Here is a 26,111-nt window from a genome sequence, read left to right as displayed (position 1 = left end):
TGGTCCATTCTCCAGGGTGAGTTCGGCATGTGACTAGCCCAGATTGCCTGCCTCGGCAAAAACAATCCGCCTAACAAACGAGGAACCTTCATGACCACTCCGCTCTGGCGGACCAAACCCGTATCATCCGCAGCCGACAGCCAGACTGGCCTCAGGCGTGTTCTCGGTCCTTGGCAGCTCGTCGCCCTCGGTATCGGCGTGACGATCGGTGCTGGTCTTTTCTCTCTCACGGGCGTCGCTGCCGGCCAGAATGCCGGTCCGGCCGTGACGCTCTCTTTCGTCATCGCGGCCGTGGCCTGCGGTTTTGCGGGTCTGTGTTATGGCGAGCTGGCCGGGATGATTCCCTCCGGCGGTTCGGCCTATTCCTACGCCTATGCCTCCATGGGGGAGCTGATCGCGTGGATGATCGGCTGGGATCTCGTGCTCGAATATACGGTGGGGGCGGCGACCGTCGCCTCAAGCTGGTCCGGTTATCTGGCGTCGCTTCTGGGCGGATGGGGGTTACCCATCGACCCGAGGCTTCTGGCCCCGCCCCTGACGCCCGTCACGCTGTCGGACGGCACCATCACGACCGCATGGTTCAATCTGCCAGCAGCCTGCGCCCTGTGGATCGTCACGGCGCTGCTGATGCGGGGTGTCAGCGAATCCGCAAAGGTGAATACGGCCGTCGTCATCATCAAGCTGGCGGTCGTCGCCATCGTGATCGTGGTGTGCGCGCCCCATGTTCATATGGCGAATTATCATCCGTTCATCCCTGAAAATACCGGCACGTTCGGCTCTTTCGGGTTTTCCGGTGTCATGCGCGCGGCCGGGATGGCCTTCTTCGCCTATCTCGGCTTCGATATCGTCTCGACCGCCGCGCAGGACAGCCGCAACCCGGCACGTAATATTCCGATCGGAATCATCGGAAGTCTGCTGATCTGCTCCGTGGTCTACGTTATTTTCTCGCTGGTTCTGACCGGGGTGGTCAATTATCGCCTCATGGCCAACGATCCGAGCCCAGTGGCAACCGCCATCGACACTGCTCACCTTCCCTGGGTCGCAAGCCTCGTGAAACTCGGCATTACGTCGGGTTATGTTTCGGTGCTGTTCGGGATGCTTCTGGGGCAGGCGCGGATCTTTCTCGTCATGTCCCACGACGGACTGCTCCCTGCGCTGTTCGCCCGGCTGAACACCCGCACTCGCACGCCTTGGACGTCCCATCTGCTGTTCGCGGTTCTGACCAGCCTTCTCGCGGCTCTCGTGCCGATCGGCGTGCTCGGAAACATGACCTCAATCGGAACGCTACTTGCCTTCATCGTCGTTTGTGCGAGCGTTCCCGTCCTGCGCCGGACCCAGCCGGAGGCTCCGCGCCAGTTCCGTGTGCCAGGCGGAAGCGTCATTCCCGTCCTCGGAATACTGTCCTGCGGCGCGGTAATGGTGTCGCTTGATCGCCTGACATGGATAAGGCTTGTCGTCTGGCTGGTCATTGGACTTGCCGTCTATTTTGCTTACGGCATCCGCAACAGTCGACTTTGCAGAGATCAAAGTTAGGCGCATGATCGGGGGTATGAGCAATGCAGCATACCCCCTCTCCCGTCCGCGGCGTAATCGCCACGATGCTTTCACCCGCCGTCTGGTGCAGGAACATCGCCTGCATGTCGACAACCTGATCTGGCCGATTTTCGTCTGCGAAGGTGAAAACCAGCGCCAGAAGGTCGACTCCATGCCAGGCGCCGAGCGCGTCAGCGTGGACAATGTCGTGGAACACGTCCGGCAGGCTGTGGACCTCGGCATCCCGGCTGTCGCCATCTTCCCCGTCACGCCCATGAGCGTCCGCGACGCCACTGGCACGGAGGCCCTGAACCCGGACAACCTGATGTGTCGTGCGTCGCGCACCATCAAGGATGCTTTCCCCGATCTGGGTATCATCGGCGACGTGGCGCTCGATCCGTACACCGATCACGGGCATGACGGTGTGATAGAGAATGGCCGCATCCTCAATGACGCTTCTGTTGAGATCCTGCGCCAGCAGGCCCTCAATCAGGCCCGCGCTGGCAACGACATTATTGCTCCGTCAGACATGATGGATGGCCGCGTGAAAGCTATCCGCGAAACGCTCGACGGCAATGGCTACGATACGACCCGCATCATGGCCTACACGGCCAAGTATGCTTCCGCGTTCTACGGTCCGTTCCGTGACGCGCTGGGTTCCGGCAGTCTGCTGCACGGGGATAAGAAGACCTACCAGATGGACCCTGCCAATTCCGACGAAGCCATGCGCGAAGTCGAGCAGGATCTGCGTGAAGGGGCGGACATGATCATGGTCAAGCCGGGCATGCCGTATCTCGACATCATCCGCCGTGTCCGTGAACGTTTCGAGGTCCCGACCTTCGCCTATCAGGTATCGGGCGAGTACGCGATGCTGATGGGTGCAATCCAGAACGGCTGGCTCGACCGGGATCGCACAATCATGGAAAGCCTGATCGCTTTCAAGCGTGCCGGCTGTAACGGCATCCTTACCTATTTCGCGTTGGATGCCGCCCGTCTGCTGCGGGACGAACGCTGAAAAGCCCTCAGGCACGTGGCGTTCAGTCCTATTATACGGGGCTGGACGCTGAAAATATTGCAGCCCGCCTCCTTGAGGAGCGCGGGCTGACAATTCTCGCACGCAGATTACGAACGCCTTACGGCGAACTCGATCTTCTGGCGACAGATTCGGAATGGCTGATTGCCGTTGAGGTCAAGCAAAGACGCAGCCTGCGGGAAAGTGCGTCATGCCTGACAGTCAGGCAGTCTAAAAGGCTGATGGAAGCCTTCGAATATATTCTGCTGACAAAACCGGAATGGAACAGGCCCAACACCCGGTTTGATCTGATCGTCGTGGACCTTTCAGGTCAGGCGCGACGCATTCAGGATGCGCTGCGCCAGTTCTGAAAGATCAGGTACGACGGATGCGAGCGTGGTGGTGTGCGGAGGCAACCGTTACATGTGCGTGAGCGATTGCGTGCGGACGGTAAGCTACATTACGGACCATCGCGTGTGAGCTGCTCCAGGCCACGGCCGTATTATGCGACGTCGTGCGACGGGCAAGCGCATGGTGGAAAACGGCACGATGATAGACTGGCGTGGCGGTCAGCGCATCGAAGGTCAGCTTACTGGCTTCGTAATCGGTGATGGCCGGACGGGCATAGGCCTTGCCTGCTCCCATGCAGATACCGACACCCATGATACCCAGAGCAACTCTGCCGACCCAGTTCCGCGCCATTGACGTTCGTCCCATCCCGTTTGATGAAACCAGCCTATGCGCTGAACTCGGGGTTCGACAACCCCTGATGGGAAAGTTTCCGAAAAAATCAAGGTCCTGCCACTTTTCGCCGCTTCATGGCTGAATTGTGGCAGGAGCAATGCTTAAAAAGTGCTGAATTCAGCACTTTTCGCCATGATTGGCCCCGAATCAGGGCGTAGCAACTCAGGCGTTAGCGGTCGTGATGCCTTTTTCAGTCAGCAGAGTCTCAAGCTCGCCACTCTGATACATGTCGGTCACGATATCGCAGCCGCCGACGAATTCACCCTTGACGTAAAGCTGCGGCACGGTCGGCCACTGCGAGAAGTCCTTGATGCCCTGACGCAGTTCAGCGCTTTCAAGAATGTTGCAGGTCGCGAACGGGACGCCAAGATGGTTGAGGATCTGGACCACGCGTGCGGAGAAGCCGCACTGCGGGAAGAGCTTGTCACCCTTCATGAACAGCATGACCGGATTGGCGTCGATCAGGTTCTGGATATGCTGGAACACGGTTTCGGACATTGGATTTTCCTTGGTTCGGCAGGACGGACGAAAGGCCCGGTCCTGCTGTCAGTGCTCGTCTGGAAAAAGAGACGTCAGCCCCGGCTCTTAAGGGGTGAGCGTCTTGAGGGCCATCGCATGCAGTTCAGTGCCCATGCGGGTTCCGAATGCATCATAAACCAGTTTGTGCTGGCGTACACGCGAAAGCCCGCGGAAGGCCTCACTTGTGACCTGGCAGGCGTAGTGATCCCCGTCCCCGGCGAGATCTTCGATCTCGATCCGGGCATCAGGAATGGCGGCAAGAATCGTGCGTTCGATTTCAGAGGCTGCCATTGGCATAAAAATCAGGCTCCCTCACCCATGAACCGCGGGAAGAACGCGGCATTGATCTCATTGAGACGTTCCGCACTGACGCTGACTGTTCCCGGAAGAACCAGATCACTGCCGCCCGAACGTCCCAGACGGATTGCCGGAACGTTGGCCTTCTCGGCAGCGGCTACAAGGGCTGCACCGTCGGAAGTTGCAATGACGTAGCAGCCCTGGTCTTCACCGAACCAGAACGCATGTGCTGCAACGTCCGTCGGAGCGGCTTCAAGCGTGCAGCCCACGCCGCTTGCCATGACCATTTCCGCCACCGTCACCAGCAGTCCGCCATCGGCGATGTCGTGACAGGCTGCAACCGTACCTGCGCCAATCTGGCTGCGCACGAAGTCACCATTGCGACGTTCGACCGCAAGATCGACAACGGGCGGTGCGCCATCTTCACGCTGACAGATTTCGCGCAGCCACAGGGACTGCCCGAGTTCGCCGCGAATGGAGCCGACCAGCACCAGATCATGGGCATCTGGCATCGAAAGCCCGATGGACTTGGAGGCATCCGCCAGCACGCCAAGCGCACCGATCGCAGGCGTCGGCAGAATGGCCTGTGCCTCACCGGACGGGGAGCGCGTCTCGTTATACAGCGAGACGTTGCCGCTCACGACCGGGAAGTCGAGCGCACGGCAGGCATCGCCCATGCCTTTGATGGCATCGGCGAACTGCGCCATAATTTCGGGACGTTCCGGATTGCCGAAGTTCAGGTTGTCCGTCACGGCCAGCGGCGTTGCACCGGTTGCTGTCAGGTTTCGCCATGCTTCGGCCACAGCCTGCGCCCCGCCCGTCTTCGGGTCAGCCTGACAGTAGCGTGGTGTGCAGTCCGTCGTCAGGGCAAGACCCAGACGTGTGCCTTCAACGCGCACGACAGCCGCGTCCGCTGCACCTGGACGACGCGCCGTGTTGCCGCCAACCGAGCCGTCATACTGGTTCCAGACCCAGGCGCGGGACGCCAGATCCGGACAGCCGATCAGTGTCAGTAGCGCCTTCTCGATCCCTTCCGGGTCGGCAGGCGTCTCGATCCGAGCGGGTGCCGTGAGCGGCACAGTCGGGCGGTTATAGACCGGAGCTTCATCCGCCAGCGGCGCCAGCGGAATGTCAGCCTCGACCTCGCCATTATGGCGGATCGTGATGCGGCCCGTATCGGTCAGCACACCGATGATCGCGAAATCCAGTTCCCACTTCGCAAAGATCGCGCGGGCAACTTCGGTCCGTTCGGGCTTGAGGACCATGAGCATGCGCTCCTGGCTCTCGGACAGCATCATCTCGTAAGCCGACATGTTCGGCTCGCGCTGCGGAACGGCATCAAGGTTGAGCTCGATGCCCACGCCGCCCTTGCCTGCCATTTCAACGGCAGATGACGTCAGACCGGCTGCACCCATGTCCTGAATGGCCACGATCGCATCCGTTGCCATAAGCTCAAGGCAGGCTTCGATCAGCAGCTTCTCGATGAACGGATCGCCAACCTGAACGGTCGGACGCTTGGAGGCGGCTTCCTCGTCGAACTCCGCCGAAGACATGGTCGCGCCATGAATGCCGTCACGTCCTGTCTTGGAGCCGACATACACAACCGGATTGCCCACGCCAGCCGCGGCCGACAGGAAGATCTTGTCCTGCTTGGCCACACCGACCGTCATCGCATTGACGAGCGGATTGCCGTCATACGCTTTGTGGAAGTTGACTTCGCCACCCACGGTTGGAACACCGACGCAGTTGCCGTATCCGCCAACGCCGCGCACGACGCCATCGACGATACGACGCGTGCCCGCATGCTTCGGATCACCAAAACGCAGGGCGTTGAGATTCGCAACCGGGCGCGCACCCATCGTGAACACGTCACGCAGGATGCCGCCTACGCCCGTCGCCGCGCCCTGATAGGGCTCGATGAAGGACGGGTGGTTGTGGCTCTCCATCTTGAAAACTGCTGCCAGACCCTCACCGATATCCACGACGCCTGCGTTTTCGCCCGGTCCGTGGATGACCCACGGCGCCTTGGTCGGCAGCGTCTTGAGATGGATGCGGGACGATTTGTAGGAGCAGTGCTCGGACCACATGACTGAGAAAATTCCAAGCTCCGTAAAGCTCGGTGTCCGTCCCATGATCGTGACAAGCTTGTCGTATTCCTCGCCGGTCAGTCCGAAAGACTGGGCAAGCTGGGCATCAATCGTCACACTCATCCGACAAGAGCCTCCACAAGGCCTTTGAAAAGCGGCACGCCGTCGGTTGCGCCGATTTCGGGGTCAGTCAGGTTCTCCGGGTGCGGCATCAGGCCACAGACGCGGCCGTTCTCGCTCAGGATCCCGGCGATGGAGCGCGTGCTCCCGTTGGGGTTGGTGGCGCGGTCATCGTCCGAAACCGCACCATCCGCACCGCAGTAGCGGAACGCCACGCGGCCTTCACCTTCAAGGCGCTTCAGCGTCTCGGGCGAGGCCGTGTAGTTCCCGTCACCATGTGCAAGCGGTGCGCGGAACACATCGCCGCGCGTCCAGCCCTGCGTGTAGGGCGACGACGCGTTCTCAACCTTCAGGTGGCAGTCCTGCGACAGGAAGCGCAGCCCTGCGTTGCGCAGAAGCGCACCCGGCAGGAGATGGGATTCCGTCAGGATCTGGAAGCCGTTGCAGATGCCCAGAACATGTCCGCCCTTGCCTGCGAACGCCTGGACGTCCCGCATGATCGGCGAATGCGCGGCCATGGCGCCACTGCGCAGATAATCCCCGAAGCTGAAGCCGCCCGGCAGCACGACGAGGTCCAGATCACCCAGCGAGGTTTCCCCGTGCCAGATCAGACGCGGCGCCTGCCCCGTGATCAGCTTCAGGGCATGGACCATGTCGCGCTCCCGGTTCGTGCCGGGAAATACGACGATACCTGCCTTCATTTCTGGCCCTCCGCCGGAGCGGATGCCGCATGGCAGGGATAGGTGTCATGCAGCGCGCGATAGACGGCTTTGCCCGCAGGCTCCGTCAGCGCATCATTATGGGCACGCAGCCAGGCGACGACCAGACCGCGGACCTGCGGCGCGGTCTGCTGGGCGGGAACGCAGAACGCGACCGGAGCGGACTCGTCATGCGCAAAGCTGTCGTATTTTTTGGCCCAGGCTTCACCATCCATCAGGCCAGACAGATAGGCGTCGCACATGCCAATGGAGGACTTGCTGGAGCACATCTGGCCCAAAGCCTTGCCCGAAACCTTGGACACGCGCTGCGCGTGGGCCGGGGCTGCCACGAGAGCCGGTGCGGCCACAAGACCGGCCAGCAGGAGCATCTTGGGAAGACGGGTCATCCTGCCACCTCGACGCTGAAATCCTCGATGACTTCATTTGCCAGCAAAGCGCGCGCCATGGCTTCACCCTGCCCCAGCGCATCGGCAGCGTTGTCGGCCGGAACATCGAGTTCAACGACGCGGTTGATGCGGACTTCGCCCAGGCCCTTGAAGCCAAGGGTTTCCAGAGCATGGCCCACGGCCTTGCCCTGCGGATCGAGAACGCCGTCTTTCAGGGAAACAAAAACGCGGATTTTCACTGAACTGCCTCCGGACCCTTGAGGTCACCATTCCCGGCCTCGGGCAGGATCCCGAGACGCTTTGCCACTTCCTGATACGCTTCCTCGACGCGACCCATGTCACGGCGGAAACGGTCCTTGTCCATTTTCTCGTTCGTCTTGGAATCCCATAGACGGCAGTTATCAGGGGAAATCTCGTCAGCCAGAAGAATACGCATCTCCTCGCCTTCCCAGATCCGTCCGAATTCCAGTTTGAAATCGACAAGCGTGATGCCCACGGCGGTGAACATACCCATCAGGAAATCATTTGTTCTGAGCGCCAGCTGGTTCATGTCGTCCATGTCCTGCGGTGCGGCCCAGTTGAACGCTGCGATATGCTCTTCCGATACCATCGGGTCGTTGAGCGCGTCGTTCTTGTAGTAGTATTCAATGATCGTGCGCGGCAGGCGTGTTCCCTCGGGAATGCCAAGCCGCTTGGCCAGCGAGCCCGCCGCTACATTGCGCACCACCACTTCAAGCGGAATGATCTCCACTTCGCGGATGAGCTGCTCGCGCATGTTCAGCCGGCGGATGAAGTGGGTCGGGATGTTGATGTCATGAAGCTTGAGCATCAGGTATTCGCTGATACGGTTGTTCAGAACACCCTTACCAGTGATGATGCCGCTCTTCGCGCCGTTTCCGGCGGTGGCGTCATCCTTGAAGTACTGAACGAGTGTGCCGGGTTCTGGGCCTTCAAAAAGAACCTTGGCTTTGCCCTCATAGAGCTGGCGGCGGCGAGCCATGAGCAATCCTTAGCGTTGCGCCGTCCTGACAGAAGATGCGGACGGCTGGAGCAGCGACGAATTGTGGTTCCATAGCATTGCGGAACCGGAACTGCGAGTGTGCGGAACGCAGGAAATCGCAGGAAATCTACGTCCCGCACGCCTCTCAGTCAAAGATACGGGCGAAGATGCGATCCACGGCGCGCAGATGCTGTGCCGGGTCGAACGCCTGGTCGAGAATCTCCTTGCTGACCCGACCGGCGACTTCCGGATCGGCTTCAAGGTTGTCACGGAAGGTCTTGAAGCCCGGCTTGTTCAGCTTCGTCCATGTTTCCATGGCGTTACGCTGCACGATACGATAGGCGTCCTCGCGGGAAATTCCGGCGCGCGCCAGCGTGAGCAGCACTTCGCCAGAATGGACGACGCCGCCGAGGCTTTCCATGTTCGCGATCATCTGCTCGGGATAGACGACCAGCTTTTCCATCATCCCGGCCAGACGCATCAGAGCAAAATCCAGACCGATCGTCGCATCGGGGCAGATGTTGCGCTCGACGGCGGAGTGGCTGATGTCCCGCTCGTGCCACAATGCGACGTTTTCCAGAGCCGGCACGACATGCGAGCGGATCAGGCGAGCCAGACCGGTCAGGTTCTCCGACAGGACAGGGTTGCGCTTGTGCGGCATTGCCGAGCTGCCCTTCTGTCCCTTGTGGAAGAACTCTTCAGCTTCCCGGACTTCCGAACGCTGCAGATGACGGACCTCAACGGCCAGACGCTCAATGCCGCTGGCAATCACGCCGAGGGTGCAGAAGAACGCGGCATGGCGGTCACGAGGAATGACCTGCGTGGACACGCTCTCGACAGCCAGACCCAGCTTGTCAGCGACGTATTCTTCGATTTCCGGGTCAATATGGGCATAGGTGCCGACAGCGCCGGAAATCGCGCAGACCGCAATTTCCTTGCGGGCCTGCACCAGACGCTCGCGGTTGCGGGCGAATTCGGCGTAGTGTCCTGCAATCTTCAGGCCAAAGCTGGTCGGCTCGGCATGGATCGCGTGGCTGCGGCCGATCGTGACCGTGTTGCGGTGCTCGTAGGCGCGGGCCTTCAGGGCGGCAAGAACGCGGTCCAGATCTTCCAGCAGAAGATCGGCGGCCTGCGTCATCTGGACGGACAGGCAGGTATCCAGCACATCTGAAGACGTCATGCCCAGATGGACAAAGCGGCTGTCCGGACCGACCTTTTCCGCAAGCCAGGTCAGGAACGCAATGACGTCATGGCGCGTTTCGGCCTCGATCTCGTCAATGCGGGCCAAGTCCGCGTCGGAGAACGCAGCCATGGCAACGTCACCCTTCTCGCGGATGGTTTTTGCTGATTCGGCAGGAATGTCACCCCGTTGTGCCATGGCTTCGCAGGCAAGGGCTTCGATCTCGAACCAGATGCGAAAACGGTTGGCGGGAGACCAGATGGCAGTCATCTGCGGACGGCTGTAACGGGGTACCATGGGAACTCCGGATGCGAGGTGGGGCTTTACGGAGGCTCCTTAGACCAAATACGAAGATATTGCACGGACCCCTTTTCGGAAGAATGACACCTTGGCCCCTGACTCTCTGCTCCACGCCCTTATCGCTCTCGGCCAGATCACCCTGATCGACATCACCCTTGCCGGTGACAATGCTGTCGTCATCGGAATGGCCGTTCGCAATCTCGAAGGGCGGCAGCGTCGTCTTGCCATTCTCTTCGGAACAGGGTTTGCCGCGATCCTGCGTGTGGGACTGGCCCTGCTGGCCACCACTCTTCTTGCCGTGGTCGGTCTGACACTGGCGGGTGGCTTTCTTCTTCTGTGGGTCTGCTGGAAGATGTATCGCGAACTTCGGGTTGGCGAACATCACGAGGATGTCGAAGCCGCCCCGCCTCGTCTGGGGCCTGCCGTTCTCAAAATCGTGGTGGCCGATCTATCCATGAGTCTCGACAACGTACTCGCTGTCGCTGGCGCGGCTGTCGGGCATCCGTGGATTCTTGTTGCGGGGCTCGTGCTTTCGGTGCTGCTGATGGGGCTTGCCGCATCGGTCGTCGCCCACCTGCTGGCGAGATATCGCTGGATTGCATGGGTTGGTCTTCTGGTGGTTCTGGGGGTTGCAATCGAACTCATCATCCGCGGCGGCGGGGAGGTCTGGACTCATGTTCTTCCGAGCTGAAAAAACATTTTTTGCCGGACTGATGATGCTTTTTGTCGCGTCGTCAGCTCTTGCCGCCTCTCCGATAGAGGTCTCCCCATCGCCTGTTCAGGAACGACTGGCGGAATGGCTGGTCCTTGTTGGGCCAGAAGGGAGCAGTTTTTCTGCGCAGCGTTACGCCAACTTCCTGACGCAGAAGCCCCAGTGGCCCCAGAGAGCCCGAATCCTGTGGCGCTTTCAGAATGCCCTGACCCAGACATCCGACCTGCAGGCCCTGAACACGCTCTGCCCGCTTTACCCCCTCACGCTGCCAGCTGCCTTCATGGCCTGTGCGGATCATCTCCCAGACCCCACCTCCACCGCACGTCGTCTCTGGCTGTCCGGAAACGCCCTGGCGGCCGCCGAAGAACAGGCCCTGCTCGCACGGTTTGGTCAGACCTTCACGCCCGCCGATCAATGGAGCCGCTATGAAGCGCTCGAACTGCGGGGGCAGTTTTCCGCAGCCTCCAGGCAGATCGAACGCCTTGCCGCCGATCAGCAGCCTCTGGCCCGTGCCAGACTGGCCGAACGCCTTGCCTCTCCTGAGGCCGATTCCCTGTTCGCCTCCCTGCCATTGGACCTGCAATCTGATCCGACCCTGACCCGCTACCGCCTCCGCGCCCTGCGTCGCGGCGACAGGCTGGATGAAGCCGTGTCTTTGTGGAACACGCAGGGCGCGGCTCTTCAGCGGGCGAACCCGTCCCATGACTGGTCCTCTGAACGGATCAGTCTCGCCCGTGCCCTGCTTCTGGACGGACGGCCGAAAGAGGCGGCAGACCTCGCGGACGACACCACCCTGCCCCCTGACACCACAGACCGCCAGGAAGCAGCCCTTCTCAGTGGTTTTATTGCGCTTAGAGAGCTTCAGGCTCCTGCCCGTGCCGAACAGTTCTTCACCCTTCTTCAGGGTGCTACTTCGCTCCAGATGCAGGCCCGGGGGTATTATTGGACAGGTCGCGCACTTCAGTCCGCTGACAGGCAGCATGATGCCGAAGCCGCATTTCAGAAGGCCGCAACCTTTCCGACGACATTTCCGGGTCAGCTCGCTCTCGCTGCCCTGACACAGGATAACGGGATTCTGGTCTCAGGCCAGTCATCGTCGGCTTTTGACGACGCTTTGATACAGGCCCTCCAGTCCCTGCCTACCCCGCCTGCCGGAACGCTCAGTCGTCCGGACCTGCTCGAAGCCGCCACGGACCTCGTGCAGGCTGGCGATCCCGATCATGCTCGGGATTTCCTCATGATGCTTGGGGTCGTCAATCCCTCTCCTGAGGGCCAGAAAGCCGTTGCCGATGCTGCGTCCCGCCTGGGGTTGGCCGCACCGGAAGTCTTCGCCTCCTATGCTCTGGCGCGCAAAGGCATTGCGCTCTATCCGCAAGGATTCCCCGATCCTTATCCGGCAGCGTCGACTGTCCCTGACGGCCTTCTTCCCGCCATCATCCGGCAGGAAAGTGGCTTCGACCCGAATGCTTTAAGTGGTGCCAGGGCAGTCGGCCTGCTGCAGCTTCTGCCTGCCGCAGCCAGAGACGTGGTGCGCAAGGGGCATCTGGGGCCAATCAATGTCTCTCCCGCGTCCCTGACCGATCCGCAGACAAATCTGAAGATCGGCAACGCGTATGTCTCGCAGCTTCTCGAGCGCTTCGGGAATGTGATCCCCTATGCACTGGCTGCCTATAATGCCGGTCCACATCGGGTCGATCTCTGGCTCAAAGCCAACCCACCCTCTGACCCGCTCTCCGAAGACGGTGTTCTGGACTGGATCGAACGCCTGCCCTATCGCGAAACGCGCCTTTATATCGAGAATATCGAAGCGGGAATGATGGTCTATCGTGTCAGGAATCTTCATGCGGGATAACGACATTGCAGTGCTTGCCGGACAGGTTTTGGAGCATTTCCGAAGCTCGGGACGCAGACTGCTCACGGTAGAAAGCTGTACAGGCGGCCTGATCAGCGCTGCTCTCAGTGATATTCCCGGTTCGTCAGATGTTCTGGAAGGTGGTTTTGTGACCTATTCCAATGTCCTGAAAAGGAGCGCTGTCAGTGTTCCGGAAGCGGTCCTTTTACAATATGGCGCCGTCAGTCTCCAGACGGCCCAAGCCATGGCGCAAGGCGGACTTCTGAACGCTTTGGACGCTGATGTGGCCATTTCCGTGACGGGAATTGCGGGTCCTGATGGCGGGAGTGACGCCAAGCCGGTGGGCACAGTCTGTTTCGGACTGGCCTGCCGCACCGCTGCGCCCATTCTCGTCCAGTGCCACTTCACCGGTGATCGTACCAGTATCCGCTCTCAGGCTGTGCAACACGCCCTTCAGATGCTCCTGAGTATCTGACACAGAAAAGGGCGGCTCCGAATGAACGGAGCCGCCCTTTTCTGCAAACCCGAAACAGACCATCTGCCCGTTTTTTAGTCTCAGTTGCCTTGTGTCGGAGCTGGCATCGTCGAGGCAGCCGGAGCCGCAGGCGCTGCCTGAAGGCTGGGAGCCGTCGGGATAGCGGTGGGTGCAGCGGGTGGTACTGCCGCAGTCGGTGCCGTCGGAGAAACCGGCGTCTGAGCCTGCTGCAGCGAGCGTGCGTTCAGGTCTTCCGTCGTGGCGGAACCACTGTTTTTCGCAGCCTGAGCAGCCTTGTCATGGTGTTTGCCGTGGTGATGGTGCGCGGCCATGGCTGGGGAAGCAGCAGCCACGAGAGCCGTCAGGGCAAATGCGCCAAAAGAAATCTTTTTCATGACGTAATCCTTATCCTGTCACCATTGCGGTGCTTGAACCTGTAACGACTCAGGTCGCGATTGGTTCTGGCAACACTACGAAATTTTATGTCCTCTGGGAAAGGCCGGGTGCCGGAGGAGCAAGTTTTGTGTCCTGTACGCCGTAGATGTCGCGTGCGCGTTTGATGAAGGCAGACACCATGAGGCGCACACCTTCGTTGAACACCACACCCATTGCATTTTGCAAAAGCCGCGACTTGAACTCGAAATCCACAAAGAAATCGACAAGGCATCCGCGGGGGTCAGGGCTGAACGTCCACACATTGTTCAGATAACGGAAAGGCCCCTTCTCATAACGCACCCGAATGCGCGAAGGCCTCTCCAGCGTCACACGGCTCGTGAAGGTTTCGCGGAAGGGGCCAAATCCGATCGTCAGGTCCGCCACAAGCTCCTGTTCCGTCTGGGTACGGATGCTCGCCTTCACGCACCAGGGCAGAAACTGCGGATACTTCTCAACATCCGCCACAAGATCAAAGAGCTGGTCCGGAGTGTAGGCGATCAACCTTTGCTCGGCATGTGTCGGCATCAGAGACTTTCTTTCAGACGGCTTTTCCGCGCGGCCTGCAGCTTCGCGAAATCGCTGTCCGCATGATAAGAGGACCGGGTCAGCGGACTGGCACTGACCTGAAGAAATCCTTTTGAACGGGCAGCTGCAGCATAGCCGTCAAACTCGTCGGGGGTAATAAACTTTTCAACGGCCGCATGTTTTGCGGAAGGTTGGAGATATTGCCCCAGTGTCAGGAAATCGACGTCCGCGATCCTGAAATCATCCATGACCTGAGCGACTTCCATGCGTTCTTCGCCAAGCCCAAGCATCAGGCCGGACTTGGTGAAAATGGAAGGATCGAGTTTCTTTACGCCATCCAGAAGCCGGACAGACTGATAGTAACGCGCACCCGGCCGGATGGTGGGGTAAAGCCGGGGTACGGTCTCGATATTGTGATTGAAAACGTCGGGCCGTGCGGCCACAACGACCTCCAGCGCCCCATCCTTGCGCAGGAAATCAGGTGTCAGGATCTCGATCGTCGTGTCTGGCGATGTCTGACGGATCGAACGGATGACCCGCGCGAAATGCTCTGCACCCCCATCTTCAAGGTCGTCGCGATCCACGGATGTGATGACGACATGCCTCAGACCAAGCTTCGCCACGGCCTCGCCAACCCGCCGGGGTTCATCCGCATCAAGATGCTTCGGCATTCCGGTTGTGACGTTGCAGAACGCGCAGGCCCGGGTACAGATCTCGCCCATGATCATCATCGTGGCATGACGCTGCGACCAGCACTCCCCGATATTGGGGCATGCCGCTTCCTCGCAGACGGTCACGAGGCCCGCATCCCGCATCAGCGCACGCGTCTCGTGATACACGGGATGGTTCGGCGCCTTGACCCGGATCCAGGACGGCTTGCGCTGGATCGGGTTGTCAGGCCGGTGTGCCTTCTCCGGGTGACGGAGAGCGGGCGCCGAACGATGGTCGATGGTGATGCGCTGGGACATGATGCTCAGATATGCAGCGGGCCGTCGAAGGCCGCCAGTGTTGCCTCGTGCATGGTTTCGGAAATGGTCGGATGCGGGAAGACCGTTTCGATCAGCTCTGCTTCCGTCAGTTCTCCGGTTCGGGCAATGACATAGCCCTGAATCATTTCCGTGACCTCGGCGCCGATCATATGCGCGCCCAGAAGCTCGCCGCTCGTGGCATCGAATACGGTCTTGACCATGCCATCCGTTTCACCCATCGCCACGGCCTTGCCGTTGGCGATGAACGGAAAACGGCCGACTTTGACCTTGTGACCGGCCGTGATGGCCTTTTCTTCGCTAAGCCCGACAGACGCGATCTGCGGACGCGAATAGGTGCAGCCCGGTATGTTCAGCGGGTGCAGAGGCTGGGGCGAGCGTCCGGCGATCTTCTCGACGCACAGGATGGCCTCATGGCTCGCTTTGTGGGCCAGCCACGGTGCGCCGGCCACATCACCGATCGCATAGATCCCCGGCTCGTCAGTCCGGCAGAAACCGTCCGTGACGATATGGGTCCGGTCAACCTGAACCTTGGTGCCCTCAAGCCCCAGATCCTCGACATTGCCCACGATGCCAACAGCACAGATGACGCGGTCTACCGTCAGATCAACCTTGCCCGTCGGGCTTTCGATCGTCGTGGAGACCTCGTTCTCACCCTTGTTCAGCGGCCCCACCTTCGCGCTGGTGATGATTTTCATCCCCTGCTTTTCGAAAGCCTTGCGGGCGGCTGCACTGATTTCCGGATCTTCTGCAATCAGGATCCGATCCGCCACTTCGGCGATCGTGACCTCGCTGCCCATGTTGCGGTAGAACGACGCGAACTCGATACCGATCGCACCTGATCCGATGACCAGAAGACGCTTCGGCAGTTCTTTCGGTGTCATGGCCTCGCGTGCGCCCCAGATCAGGGTGCCATCCGTCTCAAGCCCAGGAAGCTGACGTCCCCGTGCACCCGTCGCCAAAATGACATGGCGCGCCTTGATAGTCGCTACCGCGGAGCCATCCTTGGTGATGGCGACCTGATGGGCCTCTCCCGAACGTCCGGCCAGTGTTGCGCGGCCGTCAAAGGTCGTGACCTTGGCCTTTTTCAGCAGATGCGCGATGCCGCCGCCCATCCGGCGGGCAATGCTGCGCGAACGCCCTACGATCTTGGACAGATCGAAAGAAATATTGTCCGCGGACAGGCCGAACGTGCCCAGTTCATGCAAAAGATGATGGATTTCCGAAGAGCGCAGAAGCGCCTTGGTGGGAATACAGCCCCAGTTCAGACACACGCCACCAAAATGCGTGCTTTCCACGATGGCCACGCTCATGCCGAGCTGGCTGGCCCGAAGAGCAGCCACATATCCGCCGGGACCGCCACCAACAACAATCAGATCGAATGTATCGGACATGGTTCAGACCACCAAAAAGTAAGGGTTCTGCACGATATCGCGCAGTGCATTCAGCCACTCGGCTCCAAGGGCACCATCAACCGCACGATGATCGACCGACAGCGTCGCCGTCATCACGGTCGCAATTGCGATGTCCGAACCGCGGACCACCGCCCGCTTTTCGCCTGACGCAATCGCCAGAATCCCGGCCTGCGGTGGATTGATGATCGCTGCGAACTCCCGCACGCCGAACATGCCCATATTGGAAATGGAGAACGTCCCGCCTTGGAATTCCTCGGGCTTGAGCTTTCCGGCGCGGGCGCGCTTGGCCAGATCCTTGGCTTCGACGCTAATGTCGCGCAGGGATTTGCGATCGGCGTCGCGGATGATCGGTGTGATCAGCCCATCCGGAATCGATACGGCCATCGAGATGTCCACATTCTCGAAATGCAGCGTCTCGGCATCGGTGAACTGCACGTTCACGCCTGGAACCTTTTTGAGGGCCAGCGCTACAGCCTTGATCATCATGTCATTGACCGAGATCTTGAAGCTGTTTTCCTGCGCGGTCGCATTCAGCTTCGAACGCAGGGCCAGCAGCGCATCAAGTTCGATATCGACCGAAACATAGAAATGCGGAACCTGCGTCTTGGATTCCGTCAGACGACGCGCGATCACCTTGCGCATCGTCGAGTTCGGAACGCGACGAACCGTCTCTTCCGACGTCGTGATGACAGGTGCAGCAGCAGCTTTCGGAGCCATCTTGGGCGCAGACGGGCCTTTCTCAACATCGCGCTTGAGAATGCGGCCGTTCGGGCCACTTCCAGTCAGGGCGTCAAGGGCGATGCCACGCTCACGCGCCATACGCTTTGCCAGCGGAGAGACGAAAATCCGCTCTCCCTTGTCTTCAACCGGAGCTTTGGATGCCGGAGCAGCAGGCGTTGTTTCTGCGGAAGCCGTCTCAGCTTTCGGAGACGCTGCCACTTGCGTGGAAGACGTGTCAGGCACGGACTCGCCATCTTCCACAAGGATGGCAATCGGCGTGTTGACAGGAATCCCCTCAGCGCCTTCCTGGATCAGGATGCGACCGAGGATGCCCTCGTCCACGGCTTCCACTTCCATGGTTGCCTTGTCGGTCTCGATTTCGGCAATCACGTCGCCCGCAGCGACGGTATCGCCTTCGGCTTTGAGCCAGCGGGCCAGTTTGCCTTCGGTCATGGTCGGCGACAGCGCCGGCATCAGGATATCGGTAGCCATCGTTGTCAGTCCCGCAGCTGCTTGCGAACGGCATTCACCACCCAGTCGGGTTTCGGAAGTGCCAGTTTTTCGAGATTGGCCGCATAAGGCATCGGCAGGTCAAGCCCGCAGACACGCGCCGGAGGAGCATCAAGCCAGTCAAAAGCCTGCTCGACGGCCACGGTGCAGATTTCCGCCCCGATGCCCGCCACTGGCCAGCCTTCCTCGACGGACACGATCCGGTTCGTCTTCTTCACACTGCGCACGATCGTTTCGGTATCCAGAGGACGGATCGAGCGCAGATTGATGACCTCTGCCGAAATGCCTTCTTCCGCCAGAATGGCTGCGGCTTCGAGCGCCACGCCAACCATGATGGAGAATGCCACGAGCGTCACATCCGTCCCTTCCCGTTCGATCTTCGCACGACCGATCGGCAGGATGAAGTCCTCATCCACCGGGCACGGGAATTTCTGACCGTAGAGGATCTCATTTTCCAGAACGATGACCGGGTTCGGATCACGAATGGCAGCCCGCAGCAGACCCTTTGCATCCGCAGCCGACCAGGGAGCGACCACCTTCAGGCCCGGAATATGCGCAAACCAGCTTGCGAAACATTGCGAGTGCTGTGCGCCCACGCGGGCCGCAGCTCCGTTTGGGCCACGAAACACGATGGGACAGCCCATCTGGCCGCCGGACATGTATAGTGTCTTTGCGGCGGAATTAATAATATGATCAACGGCTTGCAGCGAGAAGTTCATGGTCATGAACTCGACGATCGGCTTGAGCCCGGTCAGTGCCGCACCTACGGCCATGCCCGTGAAGCCATGTTCCGTGATCGGCGTATCAATGATGCGCTTTTCACCGAACTCATCCAGCAGACCCTGGCTGACTTTATAGGCGCCCTGATACTGTGCCACTTCCTCACCGATCAGGAACACGTCCTCATCACGGCGAAGCTCGGCCGCCATCGCATCCCGCAGAGCCTGACGAACGGTGATTTCACTGGTCTCGCCCCAGTCCCGGTCGTTCTCGGCCTGCGCCACTTCCGGCGCTTCCACGATCCCCGGATCAGCCGGTGTTTCGATGGCCACAGAGGCTCCGGCAGCTGGATCGGCAGAGCGTGTCACAGTGTCCGCAGCGTCAGCGTCCTCGCCTTCGGCCAGAAGCACGGCGATCGGCGTGTTAACTGCGATATTCTGCGTACCTTCGGCCACCAGCGTCTTGCCGATTACGCCTTCGTCCACGGCTTCCACTTCCATGGTCGCCTTGTCGGTTTCGATCTCGGCAATCACGTCGCCTGCAGAAACGGCTTCACCTGCCTTCTTAACCCAGCGGGCCAGAGTACCTTCGGTCATGGTCGGCGAGAGAGCCGGCATCAGAATCAGAGATGCCATGGATCAGGCCTCCACCAGAATATCAGTCCAGAGTTCGGAGTGTTCCGGCTCGGGGCTCGTCTGTGCAAATTCGGCCGCGTCAGCGACAATGGCTTTCACGTCTGTCTCAATGTCCCTGAACACGCTCTCTTCGATCCCGCTGCGCAGCATTTCGGCCTTCAGCGTCTCGATCGGATCGCGTGTACGGCGCATTTCCTCGACTTCCGAGCGCTGGCGATACTTTGCAGGATCAGACATGGAATGCCCACGATAGCGGTAGGTCTCCATTTCCAGCAGAAACGGCCCCTTGCCAGCACGGCAATGCTCCACGGCTTCCTGCGCGGCTTCATGAACTGCGAAAATGTCCATGCCATCGACCTTGCGGCTGGCAATGCCCCAGGGCTCGCCGTTGCGCGAAAGGTCCTTTGAGGCCGAGGCGCGCTCGATGGACGTGCCCATGCCGTAGCGGTTGTTCTCGATCACATAGATGCAGGGCAGCTTGTGCAGGGCCGCGAGATTGAAGCTCTCATAAACCTGCCCCTGTGCCGATGCGCCTTCGCCGAAATACACGATCGAGACTTCATCCGTACCGCGATACTTGTTCGCGAAAGCCAGACCCGTGCCCAGTGCGACCTGCGCGCCGACGATGCCATGACCGCCGTAGAACTCCTTTTCACGGGAGAACATATGCATGGAGCCGCCCTTGCCGCGCGAATAACCGCCAGACCGGCCCGTCAGTTCCGCCATGACACCGCGCGGCGTCATGCCTGCAACCAGCATCTGGCCGTGGTCACGATAGGACGTGATGGACTTGTCGCCCTGCTTCATGTTGAGGCCGATGCCGACCACAACAGCTTCCTGCCCGATATAGAGATGGCAGAAGCCGCCGATCAGACCCATGCCGTAAAGCTGGCCAGCCTTTTCCTCAAAGCGCCGGACAAGAAGCATGTCCCTGTACGCGCGCTTCATGGTCTCCGGCGAAAGGGCCGGACCGTTGCTCCGGCCTGAAGCGGACGGTGTCTCGTCCATGACGGTCTCCTGATGGAAATGCATAAAATCCCGCATGCTCTTAGCGGCAGAAGCCACCAAAGACCAGACCATGTCCCGCTTTCGCGAAGCGTACCGATCCGTGGGATATGCCGTGAAAAAACGGTTCAGACCGCCCCGAAAGGCGGCCTGAGATCAAACGAAACCGAGCAGGCGGCGCGCCGCCACACCTGGATCGGGCTCACGCAGCAGGCTCTCGCCCACCAGAACCGCACTCGCGCCCACGGCGCCGACCTTCATCATGTCATCCTGCGTCCGGATGCCACTTTCAGAGACGACCAGACGATCCGGCGGAACCAGGGGAGCGAGATCAATCGTCGTCTGGATGTCGGTCTTCAGGGTCCGCAGATTGCGGTTGTTGATTCCGATCAGGAACGTATCCAGCGCCAGTGCGCGGTTCAGTTCGGCCTCGTCATGGACTTCCAGCAGGACGTCCATGTCCAGTCCGCGTGCAATCGCGATCAATTCTGCCGCCTGCGTTTCGGTCAGTACGGCCATGATCAGCAGAATGCAGTCTGCGCCGATCAGGCGGCTTTCATGGACCTGCCATGGGTCAAGAATGAAGTCCTTGCGCAAAATCGGCAGGCTGCAGGCTTCGCGTACGGCGCGGATATCTTCCGTGCTGCCATGAAAGCACGAGCCTTCCGTCAGAACGGACAGGCAGGTGGCACCAGCGGCCTGATAGTCCTGCGCGATCTTCACCGGATCGTAGTCCGGACGCAGGATCCCGGCAGAGGGAGACGCTTTCTTGATTTCGGCAATCAGTCCGACCTGCCGGTCCGCCGTCAGGTGCTGAAGCGCCTGTCCGAAACCCCGCGTGGGGGTGGTGACTTCCCGTGCCCGCGCCGTGATGTCCTTGAGAGACATGATCTGCGAGCGCTGCTCGACGTCCACCCGTGTACGGGCACAGATCCGGGCGAGAACGTCGCTCCGGTCTGCGGCAGTCTCCGCTTCGGGATTTTTAATGGGAGGGGTCGTCGTTTCCGGAACTTCCGGGTCAGGGAACTGTTCTGTTCCCTCGGGCGAATATGTCATCGCCGGTCGATGGTGCATGAATGTCATGATCGTCCTGCGTCTGTGGAAGCAATGGAATGGGTCGGAGAATGGGCTGACATACGCGCACGTTCCAGCGCGGCACGGGCGAGCCCACGGTCGATGGACTCTGCCGCCAGACCTACATTGCGACGGAAAGCCGGAACGTCAATCGTCCCGCCCTTCACGATATCGCCGCGTCCTGCCACATGCAGGGCGGCCGCCGCGTTGAGAAGAACCGTATCACGGTAAGCGTCACCGGCGCCTTCCAGCAGAGACACCAGCGCGGATGCGTTGGTCCGGGCGTCTCCGCCACGGATGGCGGATATGGGAGTGGCTTTCAGGCCGGCCATGTCTGGTTCGATCTCAAACGAAAAAAGAGCGTCTTTTTCCCAGGCGGATACCTGAGAGGGGCCAGCAAGGGTGAGTTCGTCGCTGCCCCCTTCGGAGGTCGAGCCATGCACGACCCAGACAGACAGGCTACCTAGCGCGCCAAGTGCTCGCGCCACAGGTTCACACCAGCGACCATCAAACACGCCGATCAGTTGATGGCGAACCTGAGCGGGATTGCACAGTGGCCCGAGCAGATTGAACAGGGTCCGGAAACCAAGCGTTTTGCGCACAGGGGCCGCATGGCGCATCGCCGGGTGGTGCTGGGGGGCTGCGAGAAAGACCAGATTGTCTTCGCGCAGGCGTCTGCCCTGCAGGGCCAGATCAGCGGTAGGCGGAATCCCTAACACTTCCAGCACATCTGTTGCGCCTGTGGTCGATGAGAGTGCGCGGTTGCCATGTTTGGCAACGGGAACGCCAAGACCGGCCAGCACGAAGGCCACGGCTGTCGAAACGTTCAGCGTCTTCAGACCATCCCCACCTGTTCCGCACACATCAATCGCGCCAGCCGGAACATCCGGGAGGAGCGTCATGTGATGCCGGACGGCTTTTACAGCACCTGTCAGTTCGGCGAAGGTTTCCCCGCGCAGTTTCAGGGCTGTGAGGAAGGCGGAAAGATGAACGGGGTCGACCGTTCCCGCCATGATCGCATGGAAAGCACTTTCTGCTTCCTGACTGCTAAGAACCTGTCCCGAAGCAGCTTTGTGCAGAAGCTCTGTGAAATCAGCCCCCACTGTCAGGCGGCCTGTGATGTCGCGACCGGAATCCCGGCAATCACCAGGAAATTGGCCAGCAGTTCGCGTCCGGCAACGGAGGCAATGCTTTCGGGGTGGAACTGGACGCCATGCACGGGATAGTCGCGATGGCGAACCCCCATGATGACCCCATCTTCCGTCCGTGCATTGACCACCAGTGTCTGGGGGATACTGTCGGGCCGAAGCGTCAGACTGTGATAGCGTACCACATCGACGGGATCGGGCAGTCCGGCAAAAACCCCCGTCCCGTCATGGTGCACGGCGCTGATCTTTCCGTGCATCGGCACGGGCGCCCGCACGACTTCGGCACCGAAGACCTGCCCGATGGCCTGATGGCCGAGGCATACACCGAAAACTGGCACTCGCCCCGCGGCCGCGCGGATCAGATCACAACAGATCCCGGCCTCCGCAGGTGCGCCGGGTCCGGGTGAGATTACGATGGCAGCCGGATTAAGCGCCAGAGCCTCTTCAACACTCAGCGCATCGTTGCGGCGGACGTCACACGTTATACCAAGCGCTCCCAGGTGATGGACGATGTTGAACGTGAAGCTGTCGTAATTGTCGATGAGAAGGATCATGGCAGCAGAATGACCTTCGCGCCCTTTTTCGTCAAACAACACATCGTGTGTCGGCCCTCCGTCAGGCTTTGGCTGCGGTCGCAACCGCGATTTCCGCCGCCCGGAAGAGCGCGCGGGCCTTGGCCTGCGTCTCGCGGAACTCGGCATTCGGGTCGCTGTCCGCCACCACGCCACATCCGGCCTGCACATACATGTTGCCGTCCTTGAGAACGGCCATGCGCAGACCGATGCAGGTGTCCATCTCACCATCAGCACCGAAATATCCGACGCAGCCGGAATACGGCCCACGTCGTGTCGGCTCCAGCTCGTCGATGATCTCCATGGCGCGGATCTTGGGCGCACCTGTCAGGGTTCCTGCGGGGAACGCGGCCACAAGCGCGTCCATCGCCGTGCTGCCCTCCCTGATGCGGCCCGTGACGGTCGAGGAAATATGCATCACATGGCTGTAGCGCTCGACGACGAACTGCTCCGGAACCGCGACGGTCCCGAGCTGCGAGACGCGGCCCACATCATTGCGACCCAGATCAATTAGCATCAGGTGCTCGGCCAGTTCCTTGCGGTCGGCCAGAAGCTCCTTTTCCAGTGCGAGGTCTTCTTCCCGGTCCGCACCGCGCGGACGGGTGCCGGCCAGCGGACGGACCGTAACCTCGCCGTCACGCAGCCGCACCAGAATTTCCGGCGAGGACCCCACGAGCGCGTAGTCCTCAAGCTCCATCACGAACAGGAACGGTGCCGGATTGACGCGCCGCAGGCTTCGGTAAAGCGAGAGCGGCGAGAGCGGGAACGGCGTGGTAAAGCGCTGGCTCGGCACGATCTGGAAGGCATCGCCCGCCGCAATATAGTCCTGTGCCTTGCGGACATGGTCTTCGAACTGCTGCTGCGTCATGTTGGAGGTAGGTGCTGCCAGTTCCGTGCCGGAAGGCAGCGTCTCGCGCGCATCTCCAAGTGGCGCAGCCAGAGCTGCCCGCGCCCTGTCCAGAAGCGCATGAGCATCCGCATCCGTCGTGTTTCCACGGACCGGCACGGCCAGTGTCAGTTCGTCCCGAACGGAATCGAAGACCGCAAACAGGCGCGGACGGATCATGATCCCTTCCGGCAAGCCCAGATCATTGACCGGCGCATTCGGCAGACGCTCCATCTGCCGCACCATGTCGTAGCCCAGCACGCCGAAGACGCCGCCGATCATGGGAGGCATTCCGCTCGGAAGATCCATCTGGCTTTCGTCCACGATGGTCTTGAGCGTCTCGAGCGGGACCCCATCGAGGGGCTTGCCATCAAGCGTGACCTTCCCGTCACGGGATTTCCAGACCAGATCCGGCACCAGCGCTATAACGGAATAGCGTCCACGCGCGGCACCGCCCTCGACGCTTTCCAGCAGCAGGCGGTACGGATCATCCGACAGGTTCGACAGTCTGAGAAAAGCCGAAACAGGCGTTAGGAGATCGGCGGCCTCAATGCTGTAGACGATACCCATCAGTGCGCCCCGTTTTCTGCGGCCGGTGCGCTGGCCGGAATGGCGGCCGTCACGACCTGATTGTAAAGCGCCATATTGATACGCGAAGGCGGAACAGCCTTTTCCATCGCGGCATTCAGAACCATCGGAATATCGGACTGCATAGACTGGCGATAGTCGTCCGCCAGACGGGTTCCAAGGGACTTCAGGTCTTCTGCCGAAGCCGGACGATCGGCGGTCACGTTGACGAGCCAGAATGCATCCGGCGTTTCGAACATTCCGGTCGCACCCGGCTTGAGATCGAAGATCCCACGAAGGATGTTCTGGGGCAGGCTCTGATCGGGATGAACGCGTGAGACGCTGACGTCCTGGCGCATGGTCGAAGCCTCCGGCTGTCCGTCCATGGCCTTGCGCAGCGTACCTGCCTTTGCGGTGCCGAACAGGGCCGTTGCGCGCAGATTGGCGGCGCGGCGCTTCTGCTCGGCTGTCCATGCCTGAACGACCTGATCGCGTACGCTGTCGAAAGGCTTGAGGGTTCCGGGGCGGACATCATCGACCAGCACTGAGAAGAAGGTGCCGTTCGGGCCGCTCACGACCGTTGGCTGGGCACCTTTGGACTGTGTGAAAACCTGCTGAACAATGGCCTGACGCAGCGCCTCGTCGCCCGGAATGGGTGCGGGCAGACCGTCCTGCGTCATACCACTGGAATCCAGCGTGCCTGCAGCCGGAACGGCGCCGAGATCGCCGGGGATCTGATCTAGCGTTGAAGATCCTGCAACCGCGTCCTGAAACTGCTTCTGGCGTGCCTGAAGAGCCTCGCTTGCTTCCTGCGTCTGGACCTGTTTTTTCAGATCGTCTTTTGCCTGCTCGAACGTCGTCTTGTGAGGGGCTGCAATGGCCGTGATGTTGAACACAACCCATCCCATCCCGGTCTTTTCCGGGCCGGAAATACGGTCAGGCTGTGCAGCGAAAGCGGCCTTGGCAAGCTCGGGGTTGGGGATATCGCTCTGGCGAACCGACGGCAGGGAAACGGCTGCGGCTTCGGGGAATTTCTTCTGGATATCGTCCCATGACATTCCACCTTTCCATGCGGCCGTTGCCGCAGCGGCCTTGGTCTGGTCCGCAAATGTCAGGACCTGGAGCGTCCGCGTCTCGGGCATGTCGTAGGTGCGCGCCTGAAAATCGTACAGACGATGAAGAACGTCGTCCGGAACCTCGATCGTTTTGGCAACGCTGTCCGCTGTCATGATGACCATCTTGGCATGACGGTACTCTGTCGTGCGGAACATCTGCGGATGATTGTCATAGAAACGGTGAAGCTGTTCGTCCGTGGGAGGTGCGGTCACGGCGCCACTCGCAAACGGGATTTCCACCAGATCAAAAACACGCTGGTTTGCATCGAAAGACAGCATGCGTTCCGTCAGTGACGGGGGCGCCACAACGGCCTGCCCGATCCACTGCAACAGGCCACGGGATGCGATATCTTCGCGGATGACCTGGATCAGTCTGCCTTCGGTAAAGCCCATGCGTGTCAGGCGCTCGTTGAAAACGCTGCGGTCGAATTTTCCGGCAGCATCATGGAAGGCTGGAATGGCAAAAATTTCCTGCCGCACCAGATCGTCGGGCACCATCATGCCGCCACGTTCGGCCGCAAGCTGGATTTCATTCTGCATCACAAGATTTTGAAGCGTCTGGCGTGCGATCTGCTCCACCTCGCTCCGCGGTAGCCTAGAGGGATCGGCAAGCCCGATCTGCTTGGCGACAGCCGGAAGCTGGGCCGAGAGCGCGCGGCTGAAATCGTCCGGCGTAACGCTCCGATCGCCGATGCGCACGATTTCGTTGGACCCGGTCGCGCCCAGATTGGAGTAAACATCTCCCACGCCCCAACCGATAAAGGCCAGAAAGATCAGCAATGCGGCGGCACGGCCGATCCAGGAGTCAACAAAAAGATGGCGGAGCGAGATAATCATGGGGTCAGGGCAGATCCGGATGACG

The 26,111-nt window shown here is 60.5% G+C and carries 27 protein-coding genes; 6 read left to right on the top strand and 21 right to left on the bottom strand.

Annotation, left to right across the window (positions count from 1 at the left end):
* Positions 1 to 90: 90 nt before the first annotated feature.
* Genes HK22_RS03565 through HK22_RS03555 form a run of 3 tightly spaced genes read left to right on the top strand, consistent with a single transcriptional unit; the run spans position 91 to position 2,916 of the window.
* Positions 91 to 1,533, top strand: coding sequence for an amino acid permease (locus HK22_RS03565; RefSeq protein ID WP_086648368.1), 1,443 nt, complete (start codon positions 91 to 93; stop codon positions 1,531 to 1,533).
* Between the two features lie 4 nt (positions 1,534 to 1,537).
* Complete coding sequence (gene hemB, locus HK22_RS03560) at positions 1,538 to 2,548, top strand: porphobilinogen synthase (protein WP_077802851.1); 1,011 nt, start codon at positions 1,538 to 1,540, stop codon at positions 2,546 to 2,548.
* Positions 2,545 to 2,916 carry a YraN family protein gene (locus HK22_RS03555; protein ID WP_369827202.1) on the top strand — a complete coding sequence of 124 codons (372 nt, stop codon included), beginning with the start codon at positions 2,545 to 2,547 and terminating at the stop codon, positions 2,914 to 2,916. The genes hemB and HK22_RS03555 overlap by 4 nt, the downstream gene beginning before the upstream one ends.
* A gap of 4 nt (positions 2,917 to 2,920) precedes the next feature.
* Here the strand turns inward: HK22_RS03555 and HK22_RS03550 are convergent, their stop codons facing one another.
* The 9 genes from HK22_RS03550 to purB all read right to left on the bottom strand — a co-directional run bounded on the left by HK22_RS03550 (position 2,921) and on the right by purB (position 9,894).
* Positions 2,921 to 3,247 (bottom strand): hypothetical protein, encoded by a 327-nt coding sequence (locus tag HK22_RS03550; RefSeq protein WP_062107936.1) that lies wholly within the window; start codon positions 3,245 to 3,247, stop codon positions 2,921 to 2,923.
* Between the two features lie 204 nt (positions 3,248 to 3,451).
* Complete coding sequence (grxD, locus tag HK22_RS03545; protein ID WP_062032115.1) at positions 3,452 to 3,787, bottom strand: Grx4 family monothiol glutaredoxin; 336 nt, start codon at positions 3,785 to 3,787, stop codon at positions 3,452 to 3,454.
* An 87-nt stretch (positions 3,788 to 3,874) separates the two neighbouring features.
* Complete coding sequence (locus HK22_RS03540; RefSeq protein WP_062032111.1) at positions 3,875 to 4,105, bottom strand: BolA/IbaG family iron-sulfur metabolism protein; 231 nt, start codon at positions 4,103 to 4,105, stop codon at positions 3,875 to 3,877.
* 5 nt (positions 4,106 to 4,110) lie between these two features.
* Entirely contained in the window at positions 4,111 to 6,315 is a 2,205-nt protein-coding gene (purL, locus tag HK22_RS03535) for a phosphoribosylformylglycinamidine synthase subunit PurL (protein ID WP_077802847.1), read from the bottom strand.
* Positions 6,312 to 7,013 carry a phosphoribosylformylglycinamidine synthase subunit PurQ gene (gene purQ, locus HK22_RS03530; RefSeq protein ID WP_086648366.1) on the bottom strand — a complete coding sequence of 234 codons (702 nt, stop codon included), beginning with the start codon at positions 7,011 to 7,013 and terminating at the stop codon, positions 6,312 to 6,314. Before purQ ends, purL begins: the two co-directional genes overlap by 4 nt.
* Positions 7,010 to 7,417, bottom strand: a complete 408-nt coding sequence (locus tag HK22_RS03525; protein WP_062032102.1) for a Rap1a/Tai family immunity protein — start codon at positions 7,415 to 7,417, stop codon at positions 7,010 to 7,012. Before HK22_RS03525 ends, purQ begins: the two co-directional genes overlap by 4 nt.
* Positions 7,414 to 7,656, bottom strand: a complete 243-nt coding sequence (gene purS / locus HK22_RS03520; RefSeq protein WP_062107932.1) for a phosphoribosylformylglycinamidine synthase subunit PurS — start codon at positions 7,654 to 7,656, stop codon at positions 7,414 to 7,416. Before purS ends, HK22_RS03525 begins: the two co-directional genes overlap by 4 nt.
* Complete coding sequence (gene purC, locus HK22_RS03515; protein ID WP_062032094.1) at positions 7,653 to 8,417, bottom strand: phosphoribosylaminoimidazolesuccinocarboxamide synthase; 765 nt, start codon at positions 8,415 to 8,417, stop codon at positions 7,653 to 7,655. Before purC ends, purS begins: the two co-directional genes overlap by 4 nt.
* Before the next feature lie 145 nt (positions 8,418 to 8,562).
* A complete protein-coding gene (gene purB, locus HK22_RS03510; protein WP_077802845.1) occupies positions 8,563 to 9,894 on the bottom strand; it encodes an adenylosuccinate lyase in 1,332 nt (443 codons plus the stop codon).
* 91 nt (positions 9,895 to 9,985) lie between these two features.
* Between purB and HK22_RS03505 the strand changes: the two genes are divergently transcribed.
* The 3 genes from HK22_RS03505 to HK22_RS03495 are packed head-to-tail and all read left to right on the top strand — an operon-like array spanning position 9,986 to position 12,936.
* Complete coding sequence (locus HK22_RS03505; protein WP_077802844.1) at positions 9,986 to 10,588, top strand: YjbE family putative metal transport protein; 603 nt, start codon at positions 9,986 to 9,988, stop codon at positions 10,586 to 10,588.
* 22 nt (positions 10,589 to 10,610) lie between these two features.
* Positions 10,611 to 12,461, top strand: a complete 1,851-nt coding sequence (locus tag HK22_RS03500; protein ID WP_233142367.1) for a lytic transglycosylase domain-containing protein — start codon at positions 10,611 to 10,613, stop codon at positions 12,459 to 12,461.
* A complete protein-coding gene (locus HK22_RS03495) occupies positions 12,451 to 12,936 on the top strand; it encodes a CinA family protein (RefSeq protein WP_086648364.1) in 486 nt (161 codons plus the stop codon). The genes HK22_RS03500 and HK22_RS03495 overlap by 11 nt, the downstream gene beginning before the upstream one ends.
* 80 nt (positions 12,937 to 13,016) lie before the next feature.
* Here the strand turns inward: HK22_RS03495 and HK22_RS03490 are convergent, their stop codons facing one another.
* The 12 genes from HK22_RS03490 to HK22_RS03435 form a co-directional block, all read right to left on the bottom strand.
* On the bottom strand, positions 13,017 to 13,331 hold the full coding sequence (locus HK22_RS03490; protein WP_062107925.1) for a hypothetical protein: 315 nt from the start codon (positions 13,329 to 13,331) through the stop codon (positions 13,017 to 13,019).
* 85 nt (positions 13,332 to 13,416) lie between these two features.
* Positions 13,417 to 13,896: a type II toxin-antitoxin system RatA family toxin gene (locus HK22_RS03485; RefSeq protein WP_062032073.1), complete on the bottom strand. Its 480-nt coding sequence runs from the start codon at positions 13,894 to 13,896 to the stop codon at positions 13,417 to 13,419.
* Entirely contained in the window at positions 13,896 to 14,864 is a 969-nt protein-coding gene (lipA, locus tag HK22_RS03480; protein ID WP_062107924.1) for a lipoyl synthase, read from the bottom strand. The genes HK22_RS03485 and lipA overlap by 1 nt, the downstream gene beginning before the upstream one ends.
* A 5-nt stretch (positions 14,865 to 14,869) precedes the next feature.
* Positions 14,870 to 16,276 (bottom strand): dihydrolipoyl dehydrogenase, encoded by a 1,407-nt coding sequence (gene lpdA, locus HK22_RS03475; RefSeq protein ID WP_086648363.1) that lies wholly within the window; start codon positions 16,274 to 16,276, stop codon positions 14,870 to 14,872.
* A gap of 3 nt (positions 16,277 to 16,279) precedes the next feature.
* A complete protein-coding gene (locus HK22_RS03470; protein WP_086648362.1) occupies positions 16,280 to 17,509 on the bottom strand; it encodes a pyruvate dehydrogenase complex dihydrolipoamide acetyltransferase in 1,230 nt (409 codons plus the stop codon).
* A 5-nt stretch (positions 17,510 to 17,514) separates the two neighbouring features.
* Positions 17,515 to 18,882 carry a pyruvate dehydrogenase complex E1 component subunit beta gene (locus tag HK22_RS03465; protein WP_086648361.1) on the bottom strand — a complete coding sequence of 456 codons (1,368 nt, stop codon included), beginning with the start codon at positions 18,880 to 18,882 and terminating at the stop codon, positions 17,515 to 17,517.
* Positions 18,883 to 18,885: 3 nt separating this feature from the next.
* Positions 18,886 to 19,890 carry a pyruvate dehydrogenase (acetyl-transferring) E1 component subunit alpha gene (gene pdhA / locus HK22_RS03460; RefSeq protein WP_086648476.1) on the bottom strand — a complete coding sequence of 335 codons (1,005 nt, stop codon included), beginning with the start codon at positions 19,888 to 19,890 and terminating at the stop codon, positions 18,886 to 18,888.
* A 153-nt stretch (positions 19,891 to 20,043) separates the two neighbouring features.
* Complete coding sequence (gene trpC, locus HK22_RS03455) at positions 20,044 to 20,970, bottom strand: indole-3-glycerol phosphate synthase TrpC (protein ID WP_062032052.1); 927 nt, start codon at positions 20,968 to 20,970, stop codon at positions 20,044 to 20,046.
* Positions 20,967 to 22,070 carry an anthranilate phosphoribosyltransferase gene (gene trpD / locus HK22_RS03450; protein WP_086648360.1) on the bottom strand — a complete coding sequence of 368 codons (1,104 nt, stop codon included), beginning with the start codon at positions 22,068 to 22,070 and terminating at the stop codon, positions 20,967 to 20,969. Before trpD ends, trpC begins: the two co-directional genes overlap by 4 nt.
* Positions 22,067 to 22,663 (bottom strand): aminodeoxychorismate/anthranilate synthase component II, encoded by a 597-nt coding sequence (locus tag HK22_RS03445; protein ID WP_086648475.1) that lies wholly within the window; start codon positions 22,661 to 22,663, stop codon positions 22,067 to 22,069. The genes trpD and HK22_RS03445 overlap by 4 nt, the downstream gene beginning before the upstream one ends.
* Before the next feature lie 61 nt (positions 22,664 to 22,724).
* Entirely contained in the window at positions 22,725 to 24,137 is a 1,413-nt protein-coding gene (gene trpE, locus HK22_RS03440) for an anthranilate synthase component I (RefSeq protein WP_086648359.1), read from the bottom strand.
* On the bottom strand, positions 24,137 to 26,086 hold the full coding sequence (locus tag HK22_RS03435) for a peptidyl-prolyl cis-trans isomerase (protein WP_086648358.1): 1,950 nt from the start codon (positions 26,084 to 26,086) through the stop codon (positions 24,137 to 24,139). The genes trpE and HK22_RS03435 overlap by 1 nt, the downstream gene beginning before the upstream one ends.
* Positions 26,087 to 26,111: the final 25 nt, after the last annotated feature.

The organism is Gluconobacter sp. DsW_056 (assembly GCF_002153595.1).
Taxonomy (GTDB): Bacteria; Pseudomonadota; Alphaproteobacteria; order Acetobacterales; family Acetobacteraceae; genus Gluconobacter; species Gluconobacter albidus.
The sequence above is the reverse complement of the archived record's forward strand: the minus strand, read 5'-3'. Positions and strand labels throughout refer to the sequence as shown.

What these genes read in the sequence shown, in the direction of transcription:
- lpdA (WP_086648363.1), bottom strand. Translation starts at nt 16,276, where the DNA reads ATGTCCGATACATTCGATCTGATTGTTGTTGGTGGCGGTCCCGGCGGA.
- trpE (WP_086648359.1), bottom strand. Translation starts at nt 24,137, where the DNA reads ATGGGTATCGTCTACAGCATTGAGGCCGCCGATCTCCTAACGCCTGTT.
- HK22_RS03485 (WP_062032073.1), bottom strand. Translation starts at nt 13,896, where the DNA reads ATGCCGACACATGCCGAGCAAAGGTTGATCGCCTACACTCCGGACCAG.
- pdhA (WP_086648476.1), bottom strand. Translation starts at nt 19,890, where the DNA reads ATGGACGAGACACCGTCCGCTTCAGGCCGGAGCAACGGTCCGGCCCTT.
- HK22_RS03470 (WP_086648362.1), bottom strand. Translation starts at nt 17,509, where the DNA reads ATGGCTACCGATATCCTGATGCCGGCGCTGTCGCCGACCATGACCGAA.
- HK22_RS03490 (WP_062107925.1), bottom strand. Translation starts at nt 13,331, where the DNA reads ATGAAAAAGATTTCTTTTGGCGCATTTGCCCTGACGGCTCTCGTGGCT.
- purB (WP_077802845.1), bottom strand. Translation starts at nt 9,894, where the DNA reads ATGGTACCCCGTTACAGCCGTCCGCAGATGACTGCCATCTGGTCTCCC.
- hemB (WP_077802851.1), top strand. Translation starts at nt 1,538, where the DNA reads ATGATCGGGGGTATGAGCAATGCAGCATACCCCCTCTCCCGTCCGCGG.
- HK22_RS03500 (WP_233142367.1), top strand. Translation starts at nt 10,611, where the DNA reads ATGATGCTTTTTGTCGCGTCGTCAGCTCTTGCCGCCTCTCCGATAGAG.
- purC (WP_062032094.1), bottom strand. Translation starts at nt 8,417, where the DNA reads ATGGCTCGCCGCCGCCAGCTCTATGAGGGCAAAGCCAAGGTTCTTTTT.
- lipA (WP_062107924.1), bottom strand. Translation starts at nt 14,864, where the DNA reads ATGTCCCAGCGCATCACCATCGACCATCGTTCGGCGCCCGCTCTCCGT.
- HK22_RS03435 (WP_086648358.1), bottom strand. Translation starts at nt 26,086, where the DNA reads ATGATTATCTCGCTCCGCCATCTTTTTGTTGACTCCTGGATCGGCCGT.
- HK22_RS03525 (WP_062032102.1), bottom strand. Translation starts at nt 7,417, where the DNA reads ATGACCCGTCTTCCCAAGATGCTCCTGCTGGCCGGTCTTGTGGCCGCA.
- grxD (WP_062032115.1), bottom strand. Translation starts at nt 3,787, where the DNA reads ATGTCCGAAACCGTGTTCCAGCATATCCAGAACCTGATCGACGCCAAT.
- trpC (WP_062032052.1), bottom strand. Translation starts at nt 20,970, where the DNA reads ATGACATTCATGCACCATCGACCGGCGATGACATATTCGCCCGAGGGA.
- purQ (WP_086648366.1), bottom strand. Translation starts at nt 7,013, where the DNA reads ATGAAGGCAGGTATCGTCGTATTTCCCGGCACGAACCGGGAGCGCGAC.
- purL (WP_077802847.1), bottom strand. Translation starts at nt 6,315, where the DNA reads ATGAGTGTGACGATTGATGCCCAGCTTGCCCAGTCTTTCGGACTGACC.
- HK22_RS03465 (WP_086648361.1), bottom strand. Translation starts at nt 18,882, where the DNA reads ATGGCATCTCTGATTCTGATGCCGGCTCTCTCGCCGACCATGACCGAA.
- HK22_RS03550 (WP_062107936.1), bottom strand. Translation starts at nt 3,247, where the DNA reads ATGGCGCGGAACTGGGTCGGCAGAGTTGCTCTGGGTATCATGGGTGTC.
- HK22_RS03565 (WP_086648368.1), top strand. Translation starts at nt 91, where the DNA reads ATGACCACTCCGCTCTGGCGGACCAAACCCGTATCATCCGCAGCCGAC.
- HK22_RS03445 (WP_086648475.1), bottom strand. Translation starts at nt 22,663, where the DNA reads ATGATCCTTCTCATCGACAATTACGACAGCTTCACGTTCAACATCGTC.
- HK22_RS03495 (WP_086648364.1), top strand. Translation starts at nt 12,451, where the DNA reads ATGCGGGATAACGACATTGCAGTGCTTGCCGGACAGGTTTTGGAGCAT.
- HK22_RS03540 (WP_062032111.1), bottom strand. Translation starts at nt 4,105, where the DNA reads ATGCCAATGGCAGCCTCTGAAATCGAACGCACGATTCTTGCCGCCATT.